The 15,082-nt window shown below is 68.4% G+C and carries 12 protein-coding genes; 1 reads left to right on the plus strand and 11 read right to left on the minus strand.

All coding sequences use genetic code 11. The features are described 5' to 3' along the window. Positions 1 to 64 precede the first annotated feature (64 nt). The 5 genes from ACQG3P_RS12750 to ACQG3P_RS12770 form a co-directional block, all read right to left on the minus strand. Positions 65 to 1,480 (minus strand): FAD/NAD(P)-binding protein, encoded by a 1,416-nt coding sequence (locus tag ACQG3P_RS12750; RefSeq protein WP_426805263.1) that lies wholly within the window; start codon positions 1,478 to 1,480, stop codon positions 65 to 67. Positions 1,481 to 1,501: 21 nt separating this feature from the next. Beyond that, entirely contained in the window at positions 1,502 to 2,920 is a 1,419-nt protein-coding gene (gene cls, locus ACQG3P_RS12755; protein WP_068847847.1) for a cardiolipin synthase, read from the minus strand. A 120-nt stretch (positions 2,921 to 3,040) separates the two neighbouring features. Next, entirely contained in the window at positions 3,041 to 3,208 is a 168-nt protein-coding gene (rpmG, locus tag ACQG3P_RS12760; protein WP_170272460.1) for a 50S ribosomal protein L33, read from the minus strand. Between the two features lie 10 nt (positions 3,209 to 3,218). Beyond that, positions 3,219 to 3,455 carry a 50S ribosomal protein L28 gene (gene rpmB, locus ACQG3P_RS12765; protein WP_005411638.1) on the minus strand — a complete coding sequence of 79 codons (237 nt, stop codon included), beginning with the start codon at positions 3,453 to 3,455 and terminating at the stop codon, positions 3,219 to 3,221. Between the two features lie 435 nt (positions 3,456 to 3,890). Continuing rightward, a complete protein-coding gene (locus ACQG3P_RS12770; RefSeq protein ID WP_307105563.1) occupies positions 3,891 to 4,385 on the minus strand; it encodes a hypothetical protein in 495 nt (164 codons plus the stop codon). 163 nt (positions 4,386 to 4,548) lie between these two features. On the opposite strand from ACQG3P_RS12770, the gene ACQG3P_RS12775 reads away from it, so the two are divergent. Beyond that, positions 4,549 to 5,784: a glycosyltransferase gene (locus tag ACQG3P_RS12775; protein WP_426805289.1), complete on the plus strand. Its 1,236-nt coding sequence runs from the start codon at positions 4,549 to 4,551 to the stop codon at positions 5,782 to 5,784. Between the two features lie 2 nt (positions 5,785 to 5,786). Here the strand turns inward: ACQG3P_RS12775 and ACQG3P_RS12780 are convergent, their stop codons facing one another. The 6 genes from ACQG3P_RS12780 to ACQG3P_RS12805 form a co-directional block, all read right to left on the minus strand. Continuing rightward, positions 5,787 to 8,948 carry an efflux RND transporter permease subunit gene (locus ACQG3P_RS12780; protein WP_426805264.1) on the minus strand — a complete coding sequence of 1,054 codons (3,162 nt, stop codon included), beginning with the start codon at positions 8,946 to 8,948 and terminating at the stop codon, positions 5,787 to 5,789. Between the two features lie 35 nt (positions 8,949 to 8,983). Further along, positions 8,984 to 9,964 carry an efflux RND transporter periplasmic adaptor subunit gene (locus tag ACQG3P_RS12785; RefSeq protein WP_426805265.1) on the minus strand — a complete coding sequence of 327 codons (981 nt, stop codon included), beginning with the start codon at positions 9,962 to 9,964 and terminating at the stop codon, positions 8,984 to 8,986. After that, positions 9,961 to 11,304 (minus strand): TolC family protein, encoded by a 1,344-nt coding sequence (locus ACQG3P_RS12790; RefSeq protein ID WP_426805266.1) that lies wholly within the window; start codon positions 11,302 to 11,304, stop codon positions 9,961 to 9,963. The genes ACQG3P_RS12785 and ACQG3P_RS12790 overlap by 4 nt, the downstream gene beginning before the upstream one ends. A 55-nt stretch (positions 11,305 to 11,359) precedes the next feature. Continuing rightward, positions 11,360 to 11,767, minus strand: a complete 408-nt coding sequence (locus tag ACQG3P_RS12795) for a hypothetical protein (protein ID WP_426805267.1) — start codon at positions 11,765 to 11,767, stop codon at positions 11,360 to 11,362. A 55-nt stretch (positions 11,768 to 11,822) separates the two neighbouring features. After that, positions 11,823 to 13,046: a membrane-targeted effector domain-containing toxin gene (locus tag ACQG3P_RS12800; protein WP_426805268.1), complete on the minus strand. Its 1,224-nt coding sequence runs from the start codon at positions 13,044 to 13,046 to the stop codon at positions 11,823 to 11,825. A gap of 162 nt (positions 13,047 to 13,208) precedes the next feature. Further along, on the minus strand, positions 13,209 to 14,990 hold the full coding sequence (locus ACQG3P_RS12805; RefSeq protein ID WP_426805269.1) for a DUF885 domain-containing protein: 1,782 nt from the start codon (positions 14,988 to 14,990) through the stop codon (positions 13,209 to 13,211). Positions 14,991 to 15,082: the final 92 nt, after the last annotated feature.

A 15,082-nucleotide genomic window follows, 5' to 3' on the forward strand; every position in this document is an offset into this window, starting at 1 on the left:
TTTTACCCCGCCCGCCGCCAAGCAGGGGCAGGTCAGCCAACCGGTTCAGCCGCCGCCCGGTAGGTCACGACCGTTGGTCGTGACGCATCAACGCAGCCATCGCGGCCTGTTGCGCCTGGGTCCGAAGCTCCGGAATGGCCAGGCTTTCCCACAAGGTGCCGATACGCAGGCTGCCGACGACCTGCACGCCCGGCTGCGGCCTGCCCTGCCCGTCCAGCAGGAAACCCGCACTGTCACTGTCCAACCCCAGCCCATGCGGGCCCGGACGCGCATGGCCATCGGCCAGCAGCTGCTGCAACAGCGGGTTGCGCATGGCCAGCGCGCGGGTTTCCACGCCGGTGGCGTTGATTACGGCGCCCACATTCAACGGCGGCAGGCCACCCGCGGCGCCGTGTGCATGCAGCTGCAGGGTGCTGTCCAGCACCAGCAGCGCATCCAGCCGCGCGCGGTGGCGCTGCAGTTGGCCCGATTCCTCCAGTTCGGCCAGCTGCGCATGTACCGTTTCGGCAATGCGGTGGCGGTGCACGTCCCAGTACCGCACCACGTGGCGCAGGAAACGGCGCTGGTCAGCTGCATCAAGTCCCTGCCACAGCGCCTGGCCCAGTGGACGGATGCGGTCCATCACGCCCTGCCAAGGAATACCCTTCGCCGCTGCGTCGCGCACATGGCCGCGCAGCGCGCGCATGCGGGCGCGCAATGGCATCGCCAGCAGCGGCTGGGGATCGAACTTGGCGATGCCGCCGTGCGCATGCGGCAGTGGCAGCAGCGCGTGCCGCGACAGCACGTGGATCCGGCCGCGATGACCCGCCGTGGCTAGTGCCACCACGCTGTCGGCCATGCTCAGGCCCGAGCCGATGATGGCCACGTCGTCATCGCCGGCCAACAGGCGCACGCCGTCGTAATCCCACGCATCCACTACGCGGCCGGGCGGCAGGGCCTCGGCACCGGGCGTGGGCAACGGGCGCATGCTGTTGCCGCAGGCCAGCACCACCTGGCGTGACTGCCATTGCTGGCCATCGGCCAGTCGCAACACGTTCCGTGGCGTGCCCGGCTGCAGCGCGATAACCGGCACGTGCACCACGTGCAGCGTCGCCGGGCTCTGCGCCTGCGCTTCTGCAAGGCGATGCTGCAGGTACGCCGCGTAATGGCGGCGCGGAACGAACGTCTCGGTCAGTACGTCGCGCGGGACGCCTGGCAGTGCATCGGCCTGCAGCAGGTAGTCGACGAAATCACCCGGCTGTTCGGGCAGGCCGCTCATCTTGCCGGCCGGCACGTTGAGCAGGTGCTCCGGCCACGGCGTGGCGTAGGCAATGCCCTGGGCCAGCGTGGACGCGGGCTCGAACAGGACCACCTGCACGGGCGCGGTGGCGCCGCGCAGCGCGTTGAGCGCGACCAGCACGCCGGCCGCACCGCCGCCGATGATGGCCAGGTCGGCCTGGAGCATGGGTTCGGAGTCGGTCATGGCCGCATTGTAGGACATGCGCCCGCAACGCTCCGTGCGCTACATCAGCGCATCGGCCAGCCGCGCGATGCCTTCGCGGCTGCGTCGCCACGCAGGCCGCAGCCGCCACGCCTTCAGGTCGAGCTGGCGCGACTGCCGCAGGTAGTCGTCTTCGATCTCGATCAACTGTCGTACCAGCCCCCGGTCGTAGCAGAGCATGCCGATCTCGGCGTTGAGCGCGAACGAGCGGATGTCCAGGTTGATCGAGCCGACCAACGCGATGTCCTCGTCCACGGTGAGGTGCTTGGCATGCAGGAAATGCGGTTCGTACAGCGCAACGCGCACGCCGGCGCGCAGCAGTTCGTCGTAGTACGCCTCCTGCGCCCAGGCGGTGAGGTGCTGGTTGTTGCTGGCCGACAGGATCAGCTGCACCTGCACCCCCGACAGCGCGGCGATGCGCAGCGCACTCAACGTGGCCTCGTCGGGGACGAAGTACGGCGTGACCAGCACGATGCGGCGGCGTGCCAGGTGGATCAGCGCATTCACCGCGTCGCGCGCGTTGCTGAAGGGGTAGGCCGGGCCGCTGGGCAGCAGCTGGGTGGGCACGTCATCGGCGCAGACCGGCTCGACCATCATCACCTCCAGGCGCTGGCCGGTTTCCATGTACCAGTCGCTGGCGAACACCGCCTCCAGGTGGGCGACCGCAGGCCCGCGCACCCGCGCCACCAGTTCGCGGTTGGGGTAGCCGGGCACGAAGCCGGGCTGGGCCAGGTTCTGCGAGCCGATGTAGCCGACCCGGTTGTCGATCACCGCGATCTTGCGGTGGTTGCGCAGGTCCATCCGCCCGCTGCGGCGCCAGCGCAGCCCGCCGGGCAGCATGGCGCGCACGTCCACGCCCAGCGCCTGCAGGCGGTGGCGGTAGCGGCGCAGGCCACGCTTGGCACCCACCGCATCCAGCAGCAGGCGGCAGTGCACGCCGCGTGCGGCGGCGCGCTGCAGCGCCTGCACCACCGCTTCGCCCACCGCGTCGTCGAACATCAGGTAGTACAGCAGGTGCACGCGGTCGCGGGCCTGGTCGATATCGTCGATCAGCGCCTGCAGCGAGGCGTCGTAGTCGGTCAGCAGCTCCACCGCGTTGCCGTGCACGGGCATGAAGTCGCCCTGGCGCTCGATCAGCGGCACCATTTCGGCGGTGGCGGTATCGGGCACCGGGTTCCAGCGCAGCGGCGGCTGCAGCGCCTGCTCCTCGCGGATCACCTGGGAGGCCTCGGCCTGGCGCTGCACGCGCTGGCGCGACAGCCAGGGGTGGCCGAACAGCAGGTACAGCGGCAGGCCCAGCAGGGGCACGAAGCCGACCAGCAGCAGCCAGCTGCGCGCGGCGCCGGGCGTGGTGCGGCTGGGAATCCAGAACAACGCGGCCAGCCGGATCAGCCAGTCCAGCATCAACAACCATGAACCCAGCAGCCATTCGAACAGCATCGGTTCGCCCGTTTGGGGGTATGCCGGCATTCTGCCATGGCCGGCGTGCACGCCCCCGGAAACGAAAAAACCCGCCGTGAGGCGGGTCCTTCGTTGGCCATCGAGCAACCCCGTGAGGGATTACTTGATCTTGCCTTCCTTGTACGGGACGTGCTTGCGCACGACCGGATCGTACTTCGAGAATTCCATCTTCCCGGGGGTGTTCTTCTTGTTCTTGTCGGTCGTGTAGAAGTGACCGGTACCGGCGGTCGAAATCATACGGACCTTATCGCGCTTGCCTGCCATGATCGTCTACTCCTCAGACCTTTTCGCCGCGCGCACGCAGCTCAGCCAGAACGGAATCGATGCCGTTCTTGTCGATGGTGCGCAGTGCATGCGCGGAAACACGAAGCTTGACCCAGCGGTTTTCGCTGGCGACCCAGAAGCGGCGCTCGTGCAGGTTGGGCAGGAAACGACGACGGGTCTTGTTGTTGGCGTGCGAGACGTTGTTACCCGTCTGCACTCGCTTGCCGGAAACTTGGCATACGCGGGACATTGCGCACCTCGATGAAAGTATGTGTCAGCCCATAGCCCGGGCGACGGCGGCCTCGGCGGTTTCCCGCCACACATCATGAGAATCAAAGGGTTACGCTGACGAGGGCAGACCGGATGACGTGTTCCCGGCCACCAATCCGGACAAATCCGGACACAGCGAGCCGCGCATTATGCACGCGCAGCCCCTGCAAGGCAAGGCTTATCCACAGCAAAACCCTGAACGGTGGCGCTCTTGCCCCTGTACCGGGGCGCGCCCGCGTGACATGATTTCACCAAGTGCTGCTGATCGGGACCCGGCGACGGGATAGTAGCGCTGCGAAGGCGGACTTGGTCCGTTCTTTCCTCAGCCATCGGCGGGATAGGCGAAAGCCAACGCGTTTCACTTTCACCGAGACCGTAATTCCAAGGCACCCCAGCGATGGGGTGCCTTTTTTATTCAGGGTCGCGGAATGCCCAGCTTGCTTGCCAACACTTTCTGGACCCGGAACAACCCCTGACCGCGCGGGAGCACCATGCCCTGCCAGTCGCGGTTGTAGGCGCTCACCACCCAGACGCGCACGCGGTTCTGCCGCTCACGTCTCGATATCCGGGTCCAGATGATGTCGCCATGGCCCAGGTCGGTGCAGAAGTACTGTTCCTGAGGCTCGCCACCCACGCTACGGACATGCCGCCGCACCGAAGCGTCGAAGAAGGGCCCACGCATGAAGGCTGCGACAGTGTGACTGAGCTGGTATCGCTTCACGCAGAAATAGCGCTCCTCGGCATGATGCGGGAAGCACGGTCCCCTGCCCTTCTGGTCGGTGAAGACATGGAAGCTGAAGCTCACGTCCACATCGACAAGGACGCCGTGCACCCTCACCTTCACCGAGAACGGATCCAGATGGCGCAGGTCATATCGGAGATTACCCGCAACGAAAGTACCGTAGGACAACGTCTGCTGCCTTGAGCGCAGTTCCAGCCAGTGCTCGAGACTAGCTGCGGGTCATCGCCGCCAGGTTTGACGTACTTATCAGATTCGGGGATTGCAGCGGCGGGATAGACCCGTTCTGCACACCGCATGGAGATACTTCAATTTTCGATCATCGGATGCGTCCATGCGACTTCTCGCTGTGACCTATGGAACCGAAGGCGACACCCGGCCGCTGGTGATGCTGTGCCATGGGCTGCAGGTGGCTGGACATGAGGTGATGGTGCTGGCCGAGGGTGGCACGCTGGGCAGCGCGCAGGCGCTGGGCGTGCCGCATGCTGCCCTCGAAGGCGACATCCACGACGAGGTGGTGGCGCTGGTGTCGCGCGGTAACAACATGGCGGCCGCATCGCGGGGCCTGGCGCGGATGGCGCAGCGGCACGTGCCGGCATGGATGCGACAGGCCGACGCGGCCGCGGCCGGGTGCGACGCGGTGTTGACGGGCGGGCTTGCCGCCTTCGTGGGCATGACGGTGGCCGAGCACCACGGCATACCGGTGATCGGAACCGGCATGATTCCACTTACGCCCACGCGCGCATTCGCCTCGCCCTTCCTGCCACGGCTGCGCCTCCCCGGTGTGCTCAACAAGCTCAGCTACGGGCTGGTCAACGATGCCGTGTGGCGCACCTTCCGTCGCCCCATCAACGAAGCGCGGCGGGCGATGGGCATGCCGGCTCGGCGCACCCTGTGGCGTGACGTTCCAATGCTGTACGGGATTTCGCCGAGCCTGATGCCGCCGCCTGCCGACTGGCCGGCCAATCACCATGTGTGCGGGCAATGGCGTGCACCCGATGCGCCTTGGCAGCCGACGCCGGAACTGCAGGCCTTTCTCGATGAAGGCCCGCCGCCCGTATACGTCGGCTTTGGAAGCATGACGGGATTTGATCGCAACACGGTGTTGCCGGCACTGCTGCAGGCGCTGGCACCGCGGCGCGTGCTGCTGTTCCCGGGCTGGGCAGGCCTTCCAGACGGTCCGCTGCCAGCGAACGTGTTTGTCATCGGCCCTGCACCGCACGAAGCGCTGTTCCCGCGCTGTTCGCTGGTGATCCACCACGGCGGCAGCGGCACCACCCATTCGGCCTGCCGTGCGGGGGTGCCTTCATTGGTGATGCCGTTTGCGGCAGATCAGTTTTTCTGGGCGGCGCGATTGCGGGAGATCGGCGTAGCCGCCGAACCGCTGTCGCCGAAACGCCTGGACACCGGGACGTTGGGGCGTGCTATTGCCGTTGCCGAGCATGTGGACACGCGGGCACGTGCAGCTGCATTGGGACGGGCCATGGCGACGGAGGATGGTGTAGCGAAGGCCGTTCGGCTTATCGAGCAGGGGCAACGCCCGACCAACGGTCGGGCGCTACCCGGATAGCGCTACTGCCTGCGGTGCAGCCAGCGGTACAGCACTGGCAGCACCAGCAGGGTGAGCAGCGTGGAGGAGACGATGCCGCCGATCACCACCGTGGCCAGCGGGCGCTGGACTTCGGCACCGGCGCCGACGTTGAAGGCCATCGGCACGAAGCCGAGCGAGGCCACCAGTGCGGTCATCAGCACCGGACGCAGCCGACCCAGCGCGCCTTCGCGTACCGCATCGGCCAGCGGCATGCCGCCCTCGCGCAGGCTGCGCACGAAGCTGATCATCACCAGGCCATTGAGCACCGCCACGCCCGAGAGCGCGATGAAGCCGACGCCTGCGGAGATGGAGAGCGGAATGCCACGTGCGGCCAATGCCAGCACGCCACCGGTGAGCGCCAGCGGTACACCGCTGAACACGATGGCCGCGTCCTTGACCGAGCCGAACGCCCAGAACAACAGCGCGAAGATCAGGATCAGGGTGACCGGCACCACGACCGCCAGGCGCTGGCTGGCCGAGATCAGCTGCTCGAAGCTGCCACCGTACTCGATCCAGTAGCCATCGGGCACCTGCACGTCGCGGTTGATCGCCTGCTGCAGGTTACTGACGAAACTGCCCAGGTCGCGATCGCGCACGTTGGCGGTGACCACGATGCGGCGTTTGCCGTTCTCGCGGTTGATCTGGTTCGGCCCCTCGCTGTTGGCCAGCGTGGCCAGCTCGCGCAGCGGCACGGTACGCGCGGTGCCGCTGGTCCAGCCGCCGGCCTGGCTGGATTCGTCGGCATCGCCTTCCAGTGCCGGGGCCAGCGATACCGGCAGGTCAGCCAGTGCGGCCGGGTCCTGGCGCAGCGCCTCGGGCAGGCGCACCACGATGTCGAAGCGACGGTCGCCTTCGAACAGCTGGCCGGCCACCTGCCCACCCACGGCGGTGGCCACGGTGGACTGCACCTGGCCCGGGTTGAGCCCGTAGCCGGCCAGCGCGCTGCGATTGGGAGTGACGGTGAGCAGCGGCAGGCCGCTGGTTTCTTCCATGCGCACATCGGCCGCGCCGGGCACGCTGCCGGCCACGCTGGCGATGCGCCTGCCCACCTTCAGCAACGTCTCCAGGTCATCGCCGAACAGCATCACCGCCACGTCGGCACGCACGCCGGAGATGAGCTCATTGGTGCGCATCTGGATCGGCTGGGTGAACTCGTAGTTGTTGCCGGGCAGCTGCTCCACCGCTGCTTCCAGCTCAGCCAGTAGCGTGGCGCGCGGTTTGCGCGGGTCCGGCCAGTCCCTGCGCGGTTTCATCATGATGAAGGTGTCGGCCACCGAGGGCGGCATCGGATCGGAGGCCACTTCCGGGGTGCCGATCTTGGAAAATACTTTGCTCACCTCCGGGAACCGCACCAGCCGGTTTTCGATCAGCTTCTGCATCTCGACCGACTGGGTCAGGCTGGTGCCGGGAATGCGCATGGCATGCATGGCCACGTCGCCTTCGTCCAGGTTGGGCACGAACTCGCTGCCCAACCGGGTGGCGAGCAGGCCGCAGCCCACCACCAGCACCAGCGCGCCACCCACCATCCAGCGCCCGCGCCGCAGCGAGAATGCCAGCAGGGGCTGGTAACGCCGGCGCACCCAGGCCATCACCCGGTTCTCCTTCTCCTGCACGTGGCCGCCCAGGAACAGGGCGATGGCGGCCGGCACGAAGGTCAGCGCCAGCACCATCGCGCCGCTCAACGCGAGCACCACGGTGATGGCCATGGGGTGGAACATTTTTCCTTCCACGCCCGACAGCGCGAAGATCGGCAGGTATACGGCAGTGATGATTCCGAGCCCGAACAGGCTGGGGCGGATCACTTCGGCGGTGGCGCTGGCGGTTTCGGCGAAGCGCTCTTCGCGGGTCATGTCGCGGCCGAGGGCATGCTGGCGCTCGCCGAAGCGGCGCAGGCAGTTCTCGATGATGATCACCGCGCCATCGACGATCAGGCCGAAGTCCAGCGCGCCCAGGCTCATCAGGTTCGCTGATACGCCCCCGCGCGCCATCCCGGTGAGGGTGAACAGCATCGCCAGCGGAATCACCGCGGCCGTGATCAATGCGGCGCGGAAATTTCCGAGCAGCAGGAACAGCACCACGATCACCAGCAGTGCGCCCTCCACCAGGTTCTTGGCCACGGTCTGGATGGTGCGGTCCACCAGGGTGGTGCGGTCGTAGCTGGCGGTGACGGTGACGCCGGGCGGCAGGCTGCGTTGCGCCTGCTCCAGCCGCGCGGCGGCCGCCTGCGCCACATCCCGGCTGTTGGCACCGATCAGCATCACCACCGTGCCCATCACCACTTCATGACCGTTCTGGGTGGCGGCGCCGCTGCGCAGCTCGGGGCCTTCGGCGACCTCGGCGACGTCGTGCACGTGGATCGGCACGCCTTCGCGACGTGCCAGCACGATGTTGCCGATTTCCTCCAGGTTGGCCACCTGGCCGGGAATGCGCACCAGGAACTGCTGCCCGTTGCGTTCGATGTAGCCGGCGCCGACGTTCTGGTTGTTGCTTTCCACGGCCTGGACCACGTCTTCCAGGGTGAAACCCAGCGCACGCAGACGGGCCGGATCGGGCGTGATGTGCACCTGGCGCTGGAAGCCACCGATGGTATTGACCTCGGTCACGCCCGGCACGTTGCGAAGCTGTGGGCGGATCACCCAGTCCTGCAGCGTGCGCAGGTCGGTGGCGGTGTAGGCGCTGCCATCGGGTTTACGCGCCGCCGGATCGGCGTCGATGGTGTACATGAAGATCTCGCCCAGACCGGTGGAGATCGGCCCCAGCTGCGGGTCCAGCCCGGCCGGGATCTGCGACTTCACCTGTTGAAGGCGTTCGGCCACCTGTTGCCGCGCGAAGTAGATGTCGGTGCCGTCTTCGAACACGACGGTGACCTGCGACAGCCCATAGCGCGACAGCGAGCGTGCCTGTTCCATCCGTGGCAGGCCGGCCATCACGGTTTCCACCGGGTAGGTGATGCGCTGTTCGGCTTCAAGCGGCGAATAGCCCGGGGCGGCGGTGTTGATCTGCACCTGGACGTTGGTGATGTCCGGGGTGGCATCGATGGGCAGCTTGATGAAGCTCCACGCGCCCACGGCGATCAACGCCAGGGTCAGGCTCATCATCAGCCAGCGATGGGCGATGGAGGCGGCAATGATGCGCTCAAGCATGGCGATGCCCTCCACGCCCGGGGATGGTTGCGTGCTCAATGCTCATGCGACGCTCCCGCCTTGCCGATGTCGGCCTTCACCACGTAGCTCTGCCCGGTGACGACTTCATCGCCGAGGGTGAGGCCCTCCAGCACTTCCACCTGGTTGGCGTCGCGCGCGCCGAGGCGCACTGGACGGGCGGTGTAGGTCTCGCCGGTGCGTACGAACACCACGTCCTTGCCTTCCATCGTCTGCAGCGCGCTGAGCGGCACCACCTGCGCGGCGGGCCGTGTCGCGACCACGATGCGCGCCTTCACCGCCGCGCCCGGCCGCCACAGGCCGTCGTCGTTGCGCAGCGTGGCGCGGGCCACGGTGCTCTGGCTGGCGGTGGCGGTGCCGGGCAGCACGCGTTCCAGCATGGTGGCCTGGGTGACCCCGTCGGTCATCCGCGACACGGTGACCGGTACGCCGGCGGTGATGTGCTGGGTGTCGTTGCCGAAGATGTGCAGGTCCACCCACAGCGTGGACAGGTCGCCGATCTCGAACAGCGGCGTGCCCTCGCCCGCCACCCCGCCGACCTGCGCGTGGCGGGCCAGCACCACGCCGCTGATGGGAGCGCTGACCGTGTAGGTGGTCAGGCTGAGGTTGCTTTCGATGCTGGCCAGTACCTGGCCGGTCTTGATGGTGTCGCCCACGTTGGCGCGCAACGAGCGGATCGGGCCGGGGAACCGCGCCATCACCTGGGCCACGCGGCCGTCGACCGGGGTCAGCAGGCCCTGCACGTCGTGTTCGTCGGCGATGGTGCCGGCGGCGACCGGGGTGACTTTGATACCGGACTGGTCGGCCATCGCCGCAGGGATGGTGGTGCTGTCCGATGCGTCGTCGTGGTCCTCGCCCGCTTCGGTGTGGCCGGGTTCGCCGTGGCCGGCGTCCGGGCTGGCCGGTGCCGTGGGCGCTTCCTTGGCACAGCCGGCCAGTGCGAGCAGGCACAGCAGGAGGGCGGCGATGCGCGCCGCGCGGGGGATCGAAAGGTTCATCGGCGGTCCTCCGTGGACACGGTCGCGGTAGCGGGAGCGGTGCTGGCGTGGGCAAGCAGGCCCTGGCCGGTCAGCCGTTGCAGTTCGATGAGTGCGGTCTGCGCGGCGATGGCGGCATCGAGCTGGCGCTGCCGCGCCTCGATGCGCATGGCCTGCAGCTGCGCCCACTCCATGTAGCTGATGGCACCGGCACGCCAGGCCTTTTCGGCGGCGTTCTCGGCACGCCGCAGGTGCGGCAGTACATCGCTCGCCATGCGGGTGACTTCCAGCCGCGACGTTTCATAGCGTCCGTGCGCTTCGGCCAGGGTGGTGTACAGCTGCAGCGCGCGCGCATCGCGTTCCACCCCGTTGAGGGCGAGCTCGGCTTCGGCTGCGCGGATCTCCGGACCGGCGCGGCGCATGCTCCCCAGTGGCACGCTGAAGCCGCCGACCAGCGCGGTATCGCCGCTGTCGCGGCTGTTGCGCACGCCGACCTGCCAGCTGATATCCGGCCGTGCCTGGGTGCGTGCCAACTGCAGCTGGGCTTCGCGCACGCGGCGTTCGCCGGCCAGCACGGCCAGTTCCGGGGTGCGCTGCAGTTCGTCGGCAAGGATGTCGAAGGGTTGCAGGGCGGGCAGCTGCAGCGGGTCGCCGCTGACCACGTCGAAGCCGGGCTCGCGCTCACGCCACAGCGCCGACAGCGCGAGACGCGCGGCGCGGTCGGCCTGCATGGCGCGATCACGGTCCACTTCGGCCTGCGCCAACATCGCCTGCGCGGTCATCAGCACCGATTCGGGCGACGCGCCGGCCTGCAGGCGCATCCGGGCGGCGGCGACCGCGCGGCGACGCTGGTCGATATCGGTGTCGGCAATGGCGAGCTGCGCGCGGGCTTCGGCAATGGCGAGATAACGCTGGGCCACGGCGGCCATCAGGTCCAGCCGCGCGGTTTCGCGCTGCGGTGCCAACGCGTCGAGATTGGCCTGGGCCAGTACCCGGCGGGCATCAAGCTTGCCGCCGCGCTCCAGCACGCCGGCCAGGGTGACGGTCAGTTCGGCGGCGTCGAAGCCACGGCTGCCACCGGTGCCCAGCGCATTTTCCAGCTCAACGCCGACGGTCAGTGGCGGCCCGAACGCGGCCGCCTCACGGCGCGCTTCCCAGACCGGGCGCTGGGCATCGGCCAGGCGAAGGTCGGGGTGGTAGCGGGCGACGCGGGCGATGGCCTCGCCCAGGGTCAACGGGGGGGCCGCCGCCGCTGCAACGGGCAATGCTGCTTGGGCGGAACGGGTAACAGGCGCGGTGCCCTGCGCATACGCGCACGGCACGAGCGCAATGGCAGCAACGGCTGCCAGACGCATCCACATGGGAATCTCCAGAAAGCGGTTCAGAGGTGAAGTCGCGGCAAGGCGCCGCGTGGCATCACACCGCTATCGGGGGGCGCAGCAGGCTCTCGGGCGGCTGGGCGAGCAGCTGCGCGGTCAGGCCGACCGGCACGGCGTGCGCCGGTGCGGCCGGTAGCGACCATGCCGATGCCGCCAGCGGCAGCACGCCGCCATGACCATGGCAGTGTCCGCAATGGACCAGCGCGTGCAGCAGGCGCGCGCCGTCATCCTCGTCCGCATGGTCAGCCTCGGCAGTGGCCGCGGCCACGTCGACCGGTTCGGCATGCGACACCGCATGCGACAGACCGGCGACCCCGGCGTGCGACAGCGCATGCAGGTCGCCCAGTGCCGACGCGAGCGCGCCACCGGCCGTGCCGAACAGCACCACCGCCAGCATCAGCAGGCGGACAGGCAGCGACAGGCGGTGGCGCAGGCGGGACATCATGGCCGCAGGGTAACGACGGCCGCCCCCGTTACACAATCGCAGCGACGGCGCGCGTTCATGCCGTACGGGCCGGCGGTGGCGCGTGGTGCGCCTGGCGGAGTGCGCGCAGCCGCAGCGCATCGGCCGCACTGCAGGGTGCGGACGTGTCCGGCCGCGCGCGACCGTCAGCCGCTGGCACCTTGAGCAGGTAGTCGCACTGCAGTTCGCCGCCGCTGCTGCGCACGGCGGGCGGCACGGTCCGGCCAGGATCGCAGCCTGCCTGCAGCCGCTGGCTCCAACCGGGGCTGGTCTCTTCCACGCGAAGGCTGGGCACGCCCAGCCGCTCGGCGATGCCGACAATGTCGTTGAAGGTACCGGCGTGGGCGTTGCCGACCAGCGCCACCCAGCGCTGCGGTCCCGGCTTGCCGGCCTGCCTGCGCTGGTCGTGCGCGATCCGCGCAGCCGCGACGTGGTTCAAGAGCTTGACCCGGATGTCCGGAAGGGCGGCCGCGCTGATTCCGGCGTGGTCGTGGACACCCCGCAGGTGGTAGCTGGCCATCAGGTCGAGCGCGACGACGCGCATGCCGACCTTGAAGGCGGCGTCGACCAGATCGCGGAAGGTCGCGCCGCAGGGCGCGTGGGTCAGGTGGCCGCTCTCCTGCCCCGCCAGGAAGCGTGCGAGGTCGGGGGAAAGCGTGCCACTGCGGTGCAGGCGGTCGAGGTCGGCCTGGTGGAGGTCGCCCTGGAGGTGCTCCAGGTACAGGGTGTCGACCCCAAGATGGCGCAGCAACGCCATGTGATCGATCAACAGGCGCCTGCTGGACGGGCTGCAGGGCACCTCGCCCAGCACCAGTCCTTTCGCGCTGCCGAGCAGCTGCCGCAGCAGGTCCGCTTGCGTGCGTGCCGGTGCGAGATCGTGCGGGTCATGCCGACCGGTACACACCGGAGGCGGGCTGCCGAGGGCGACCTCCGCCAGCTGCGCGCGTTTGGCGAAGAAGCTGTCGAGCGCCGCGCGCTCGGGGGCTGCAAACGGCATGGTGTAGTCGGGGTCGAGCAGCCTGCGGTGCCGCTGCAGCAACGCGGCCAGGGCCTGGCCATGCTCGGGGGCGAGCGTGAAACGCTGCAGGGGATCGGGGCCGGCTGCACCCATGGACGTCGAGGCGCGGGTGGTCGGTGGACGCTGGCCGTCCGGCAGGTTGCGCAGGCTCAGCAGGGTCGGTTCCGCGTGGCGATGGGCTGCCTTGTTGGCGGTGGTGTGGCAGAACAGGCGGTGGTGCAGTGCGGACAGGGCATCCAGCATGGTCAGGCTCCTTGGGGGGAAACGCGCGCCCGGGGGCGCGCCCTGACCAGCCTAGTCATCTGCTACTGCAGCGCTGCGACGCGCTATGCAGTTTCGTCATCGCGGCGCAGGCCGTGTGCCGATGCGTGCGCGAGCGCACATCGGCACCGACCAGTTGCGACATCAGGGCGCGCGGCGCGCGTCGATGTACGCGCGGATCTGCGCATCCAGCACCGGCAACGGCACCGAGCCCTGGCTGAGTACCGCGTCGTGGAACGACTTGACGTCGAAGCGGTCGCCCAGCGCCTTTTCGGCCTCGCCGCGCAGGCGCACGATCGCGATCTCACCCAGCTTGTAGCTGAGTGCCTGGCCCGGCCACGAGATGTAGCGGTCCACTTCGGTGGTCACTTCGTGCTCGCTCAGCGCGGTGTGGTCGCGCAGGTAGGCCAGCGCCTTCTCGCGGGTCCAGCCCTTGTGGTGCACGCCGGTATCGATCACCAGGCGCGCGGCACGCCACATTTCATAGGTCAGGCGGCCGAAATCCTCGTACGGGGTTTCGTAGATGCCCATTTCCACGCCAAGCTTCTCGCTGTACAGGCCCCAGCCTTCGCCATAGGCGGAGATGTAGGCGTTGCGGCGGAACTCGGGCTGTTCGCCCTGCTCTGCCGCCAGCGCACCCTGCAGGGCGTGGCCCGGGTCGGACTCATGCAAGGTCAGCGCCGGCAGGTTGTACAGTGGGCGCGCCGGCAGGTTGTAGGTGTTGACCCAGTAAGTACCCATGCCGCCACGGCCCGCGGTCCAGAACGGGGCGATATCCGGCGGTACCGGCACGATGGTGAAGCGTGCGCGCGGCAGGGTCATGTACTTGCCGATCACGCCGTCCACGCGCTTGGAGATCCAGGCGGCGCGGTGCAGCAGTTCGTCTGGGGTCTTGGCGTAGAACTGCGGGTCGGTGCGCAGGAAGGCCAGGAAGTCGGCGAAGCTGCCCTTGAACTTGACCTCCTTGATGACGTCGTTCATTTCCTTCTGGATGCGCGCCACTTCCTTCAGGCCGATCTCGTGGATCTGCTGCGGGGTGAGGTCCAGCGTGGTGTATTCGTGGATCTGCTGCTGGTAGTACGCCTTGCCATCGGGCAGCGCTTCGGCGGCCAGGGTGGTGCGCGCCTGCGGCACGTACTCACCGACGAAGAAGGTGCGCAGCTTGACGAAGGCCGGCACCACGCTGGCGCTGATGGCCTGGCGGGCCTGCGCCTGCAGCTCGGCCTGTTCGGCGGCGGGAATGCTGGCCGGCAGTTTCTTGAACGGCGCGTACAGCGGCGACTGGGTCGGGTCCTTCAGCTCGGCCACGGTGGCGATCGAGACTTCACGGCCATCGAGCACCGCGCGCGGCACGCTGAAGCCGCGCTTCAGGCCGGCGCGCATGTTGTCGGTCTGCTGGTCGAAGTAGCGGGGTACGTCGTTGAGCCGGGCGATGTAGTTGCGGTAGTCGGCGGCGGTCTTCAGCTCGCGACGCGCCATGAACGAAAGGTTGGACCAGAACGAAGAATCCGAGTTGAACGGCATCTCGTAGCCGCGCAGGCGCACTTCTTCGGCCAGGTTGAACACCTGGTCGCGGTAGATCGCGTAGTTGACCTGGTTGGTGGGCGAGAGCGCCTTGATATCGACCTTGCCGAGCTGGGCCAGCACGTCGTCCCACACCGCAAGGCGTGCCTGCTGCGCGGCCGCGCCCACGTCCGGCATGCGGGTGGCCGTGGCCGGGCCATCACCGTCTTCACTGGCTTCGCCGCCACCGGCCTGGCGCCAGGCCCATTCCTTCTCGTAGATGGCGCGGAACGCCGCGTCGGCCGGCGATTCGGTGGCCAGGCTGGCCGGCGCGACCGTCGGTGCCGCAGGGGGTGCGGCCAGTGCCGCATGGGCAGGAAGGGCCAGGGCGAGCAGCAACGCAGCAACGAGCGGTGATTTCACGAGCAGGGGTTCCCGGGGGACGGCAAACCCCGATCATGGCACCCCGATCCAGCGCGCGCATGGATCAAAGGTCCTGCCCGCAAAGCGGGCAG

The sequence above is a fragment of the Stenotrophomonas sp. SrG genome (assembly GCF_050031795.1).
GTDB lineage: Bacteria > Pseudomonadota > Gammaproteobacteria > Xanthomonadales > Xanthomonadaceae > Stenotrophomonas > Stenotrophomonas rhizophila_A.

What these genes read in the sequence shown, in the direction of transcription:
- ACQG3P_RS12750 (WP_426805263.1), bottom strand. Translation starts at nt 1,480, where the DNA reads ATGTCCTACAATGCGGCCATGACCGACTCCGAACCCATGCTCCAGGCC.
- cls (WP_068847847.1), bottom strand. Translation starts at nt 2,920, where the DNA reads ATGCTGTTCGAATGGCTGCTGGGTTCATGGTTGTTGATGCTGGACTGG.
- rpmB (WP_005411638.1), bottom strand. Translation starts at nt 3,455, where the DNA reads ATGTCCCGCGTATGCCAAGTTTCCGGCAAGCGAGTGCAGACGGGTAAC.
- ACQG3P_RS12775 (WP_426805289.1), top strand. Translation starts at nt 4,549, where the DNA reads ATGCGACTTCTCGCTGTGACCTATGGAACCGAAGGCGACACCCGGCCG.
- ACQG3P_RS12780 (WP_426805264.1), bottom strand. Translation starts at nt 8,948, where the DNA reads ATGCTTGAGCGCATCATTGCCGCCTCCATCGCCCATCGCTGGCTGATG.
- ACQG3P_RS12785 (WP_426805265.1), bottom strand. Translation starts at nt 9,964, where the DNA reads ATGAACCTTTCGATCCCCCGCGCGGCGCGCATCGCCGCCCTCCTGCTG.
- ACQG3P_RS12790 (WP_426805266.1), bottom strand. Translation starts at nt 11,304, where the DNA reads ATGTGGATGCGTCTGGCAGCCGTTGCTGCCATTGCGCTCGTGCCGTGC.
- ACQG3P_RS12795 (WP_426805267.1), bottom strand. Translation starts at nt 11,767, where the DNA reads ATGATGTCCCGCCTGCGCCACCGCCTGTCGCTGCCTGTCCGCCTGCTG.
- ACQG3P_RS12800 (WP_426805268.1), bottom strand. Translation starts at nt 13,046, where the DNA reads ATGCTGGATGCCCTGTCCGCACTGCACCACCGCCTGTTCTGCCACACC.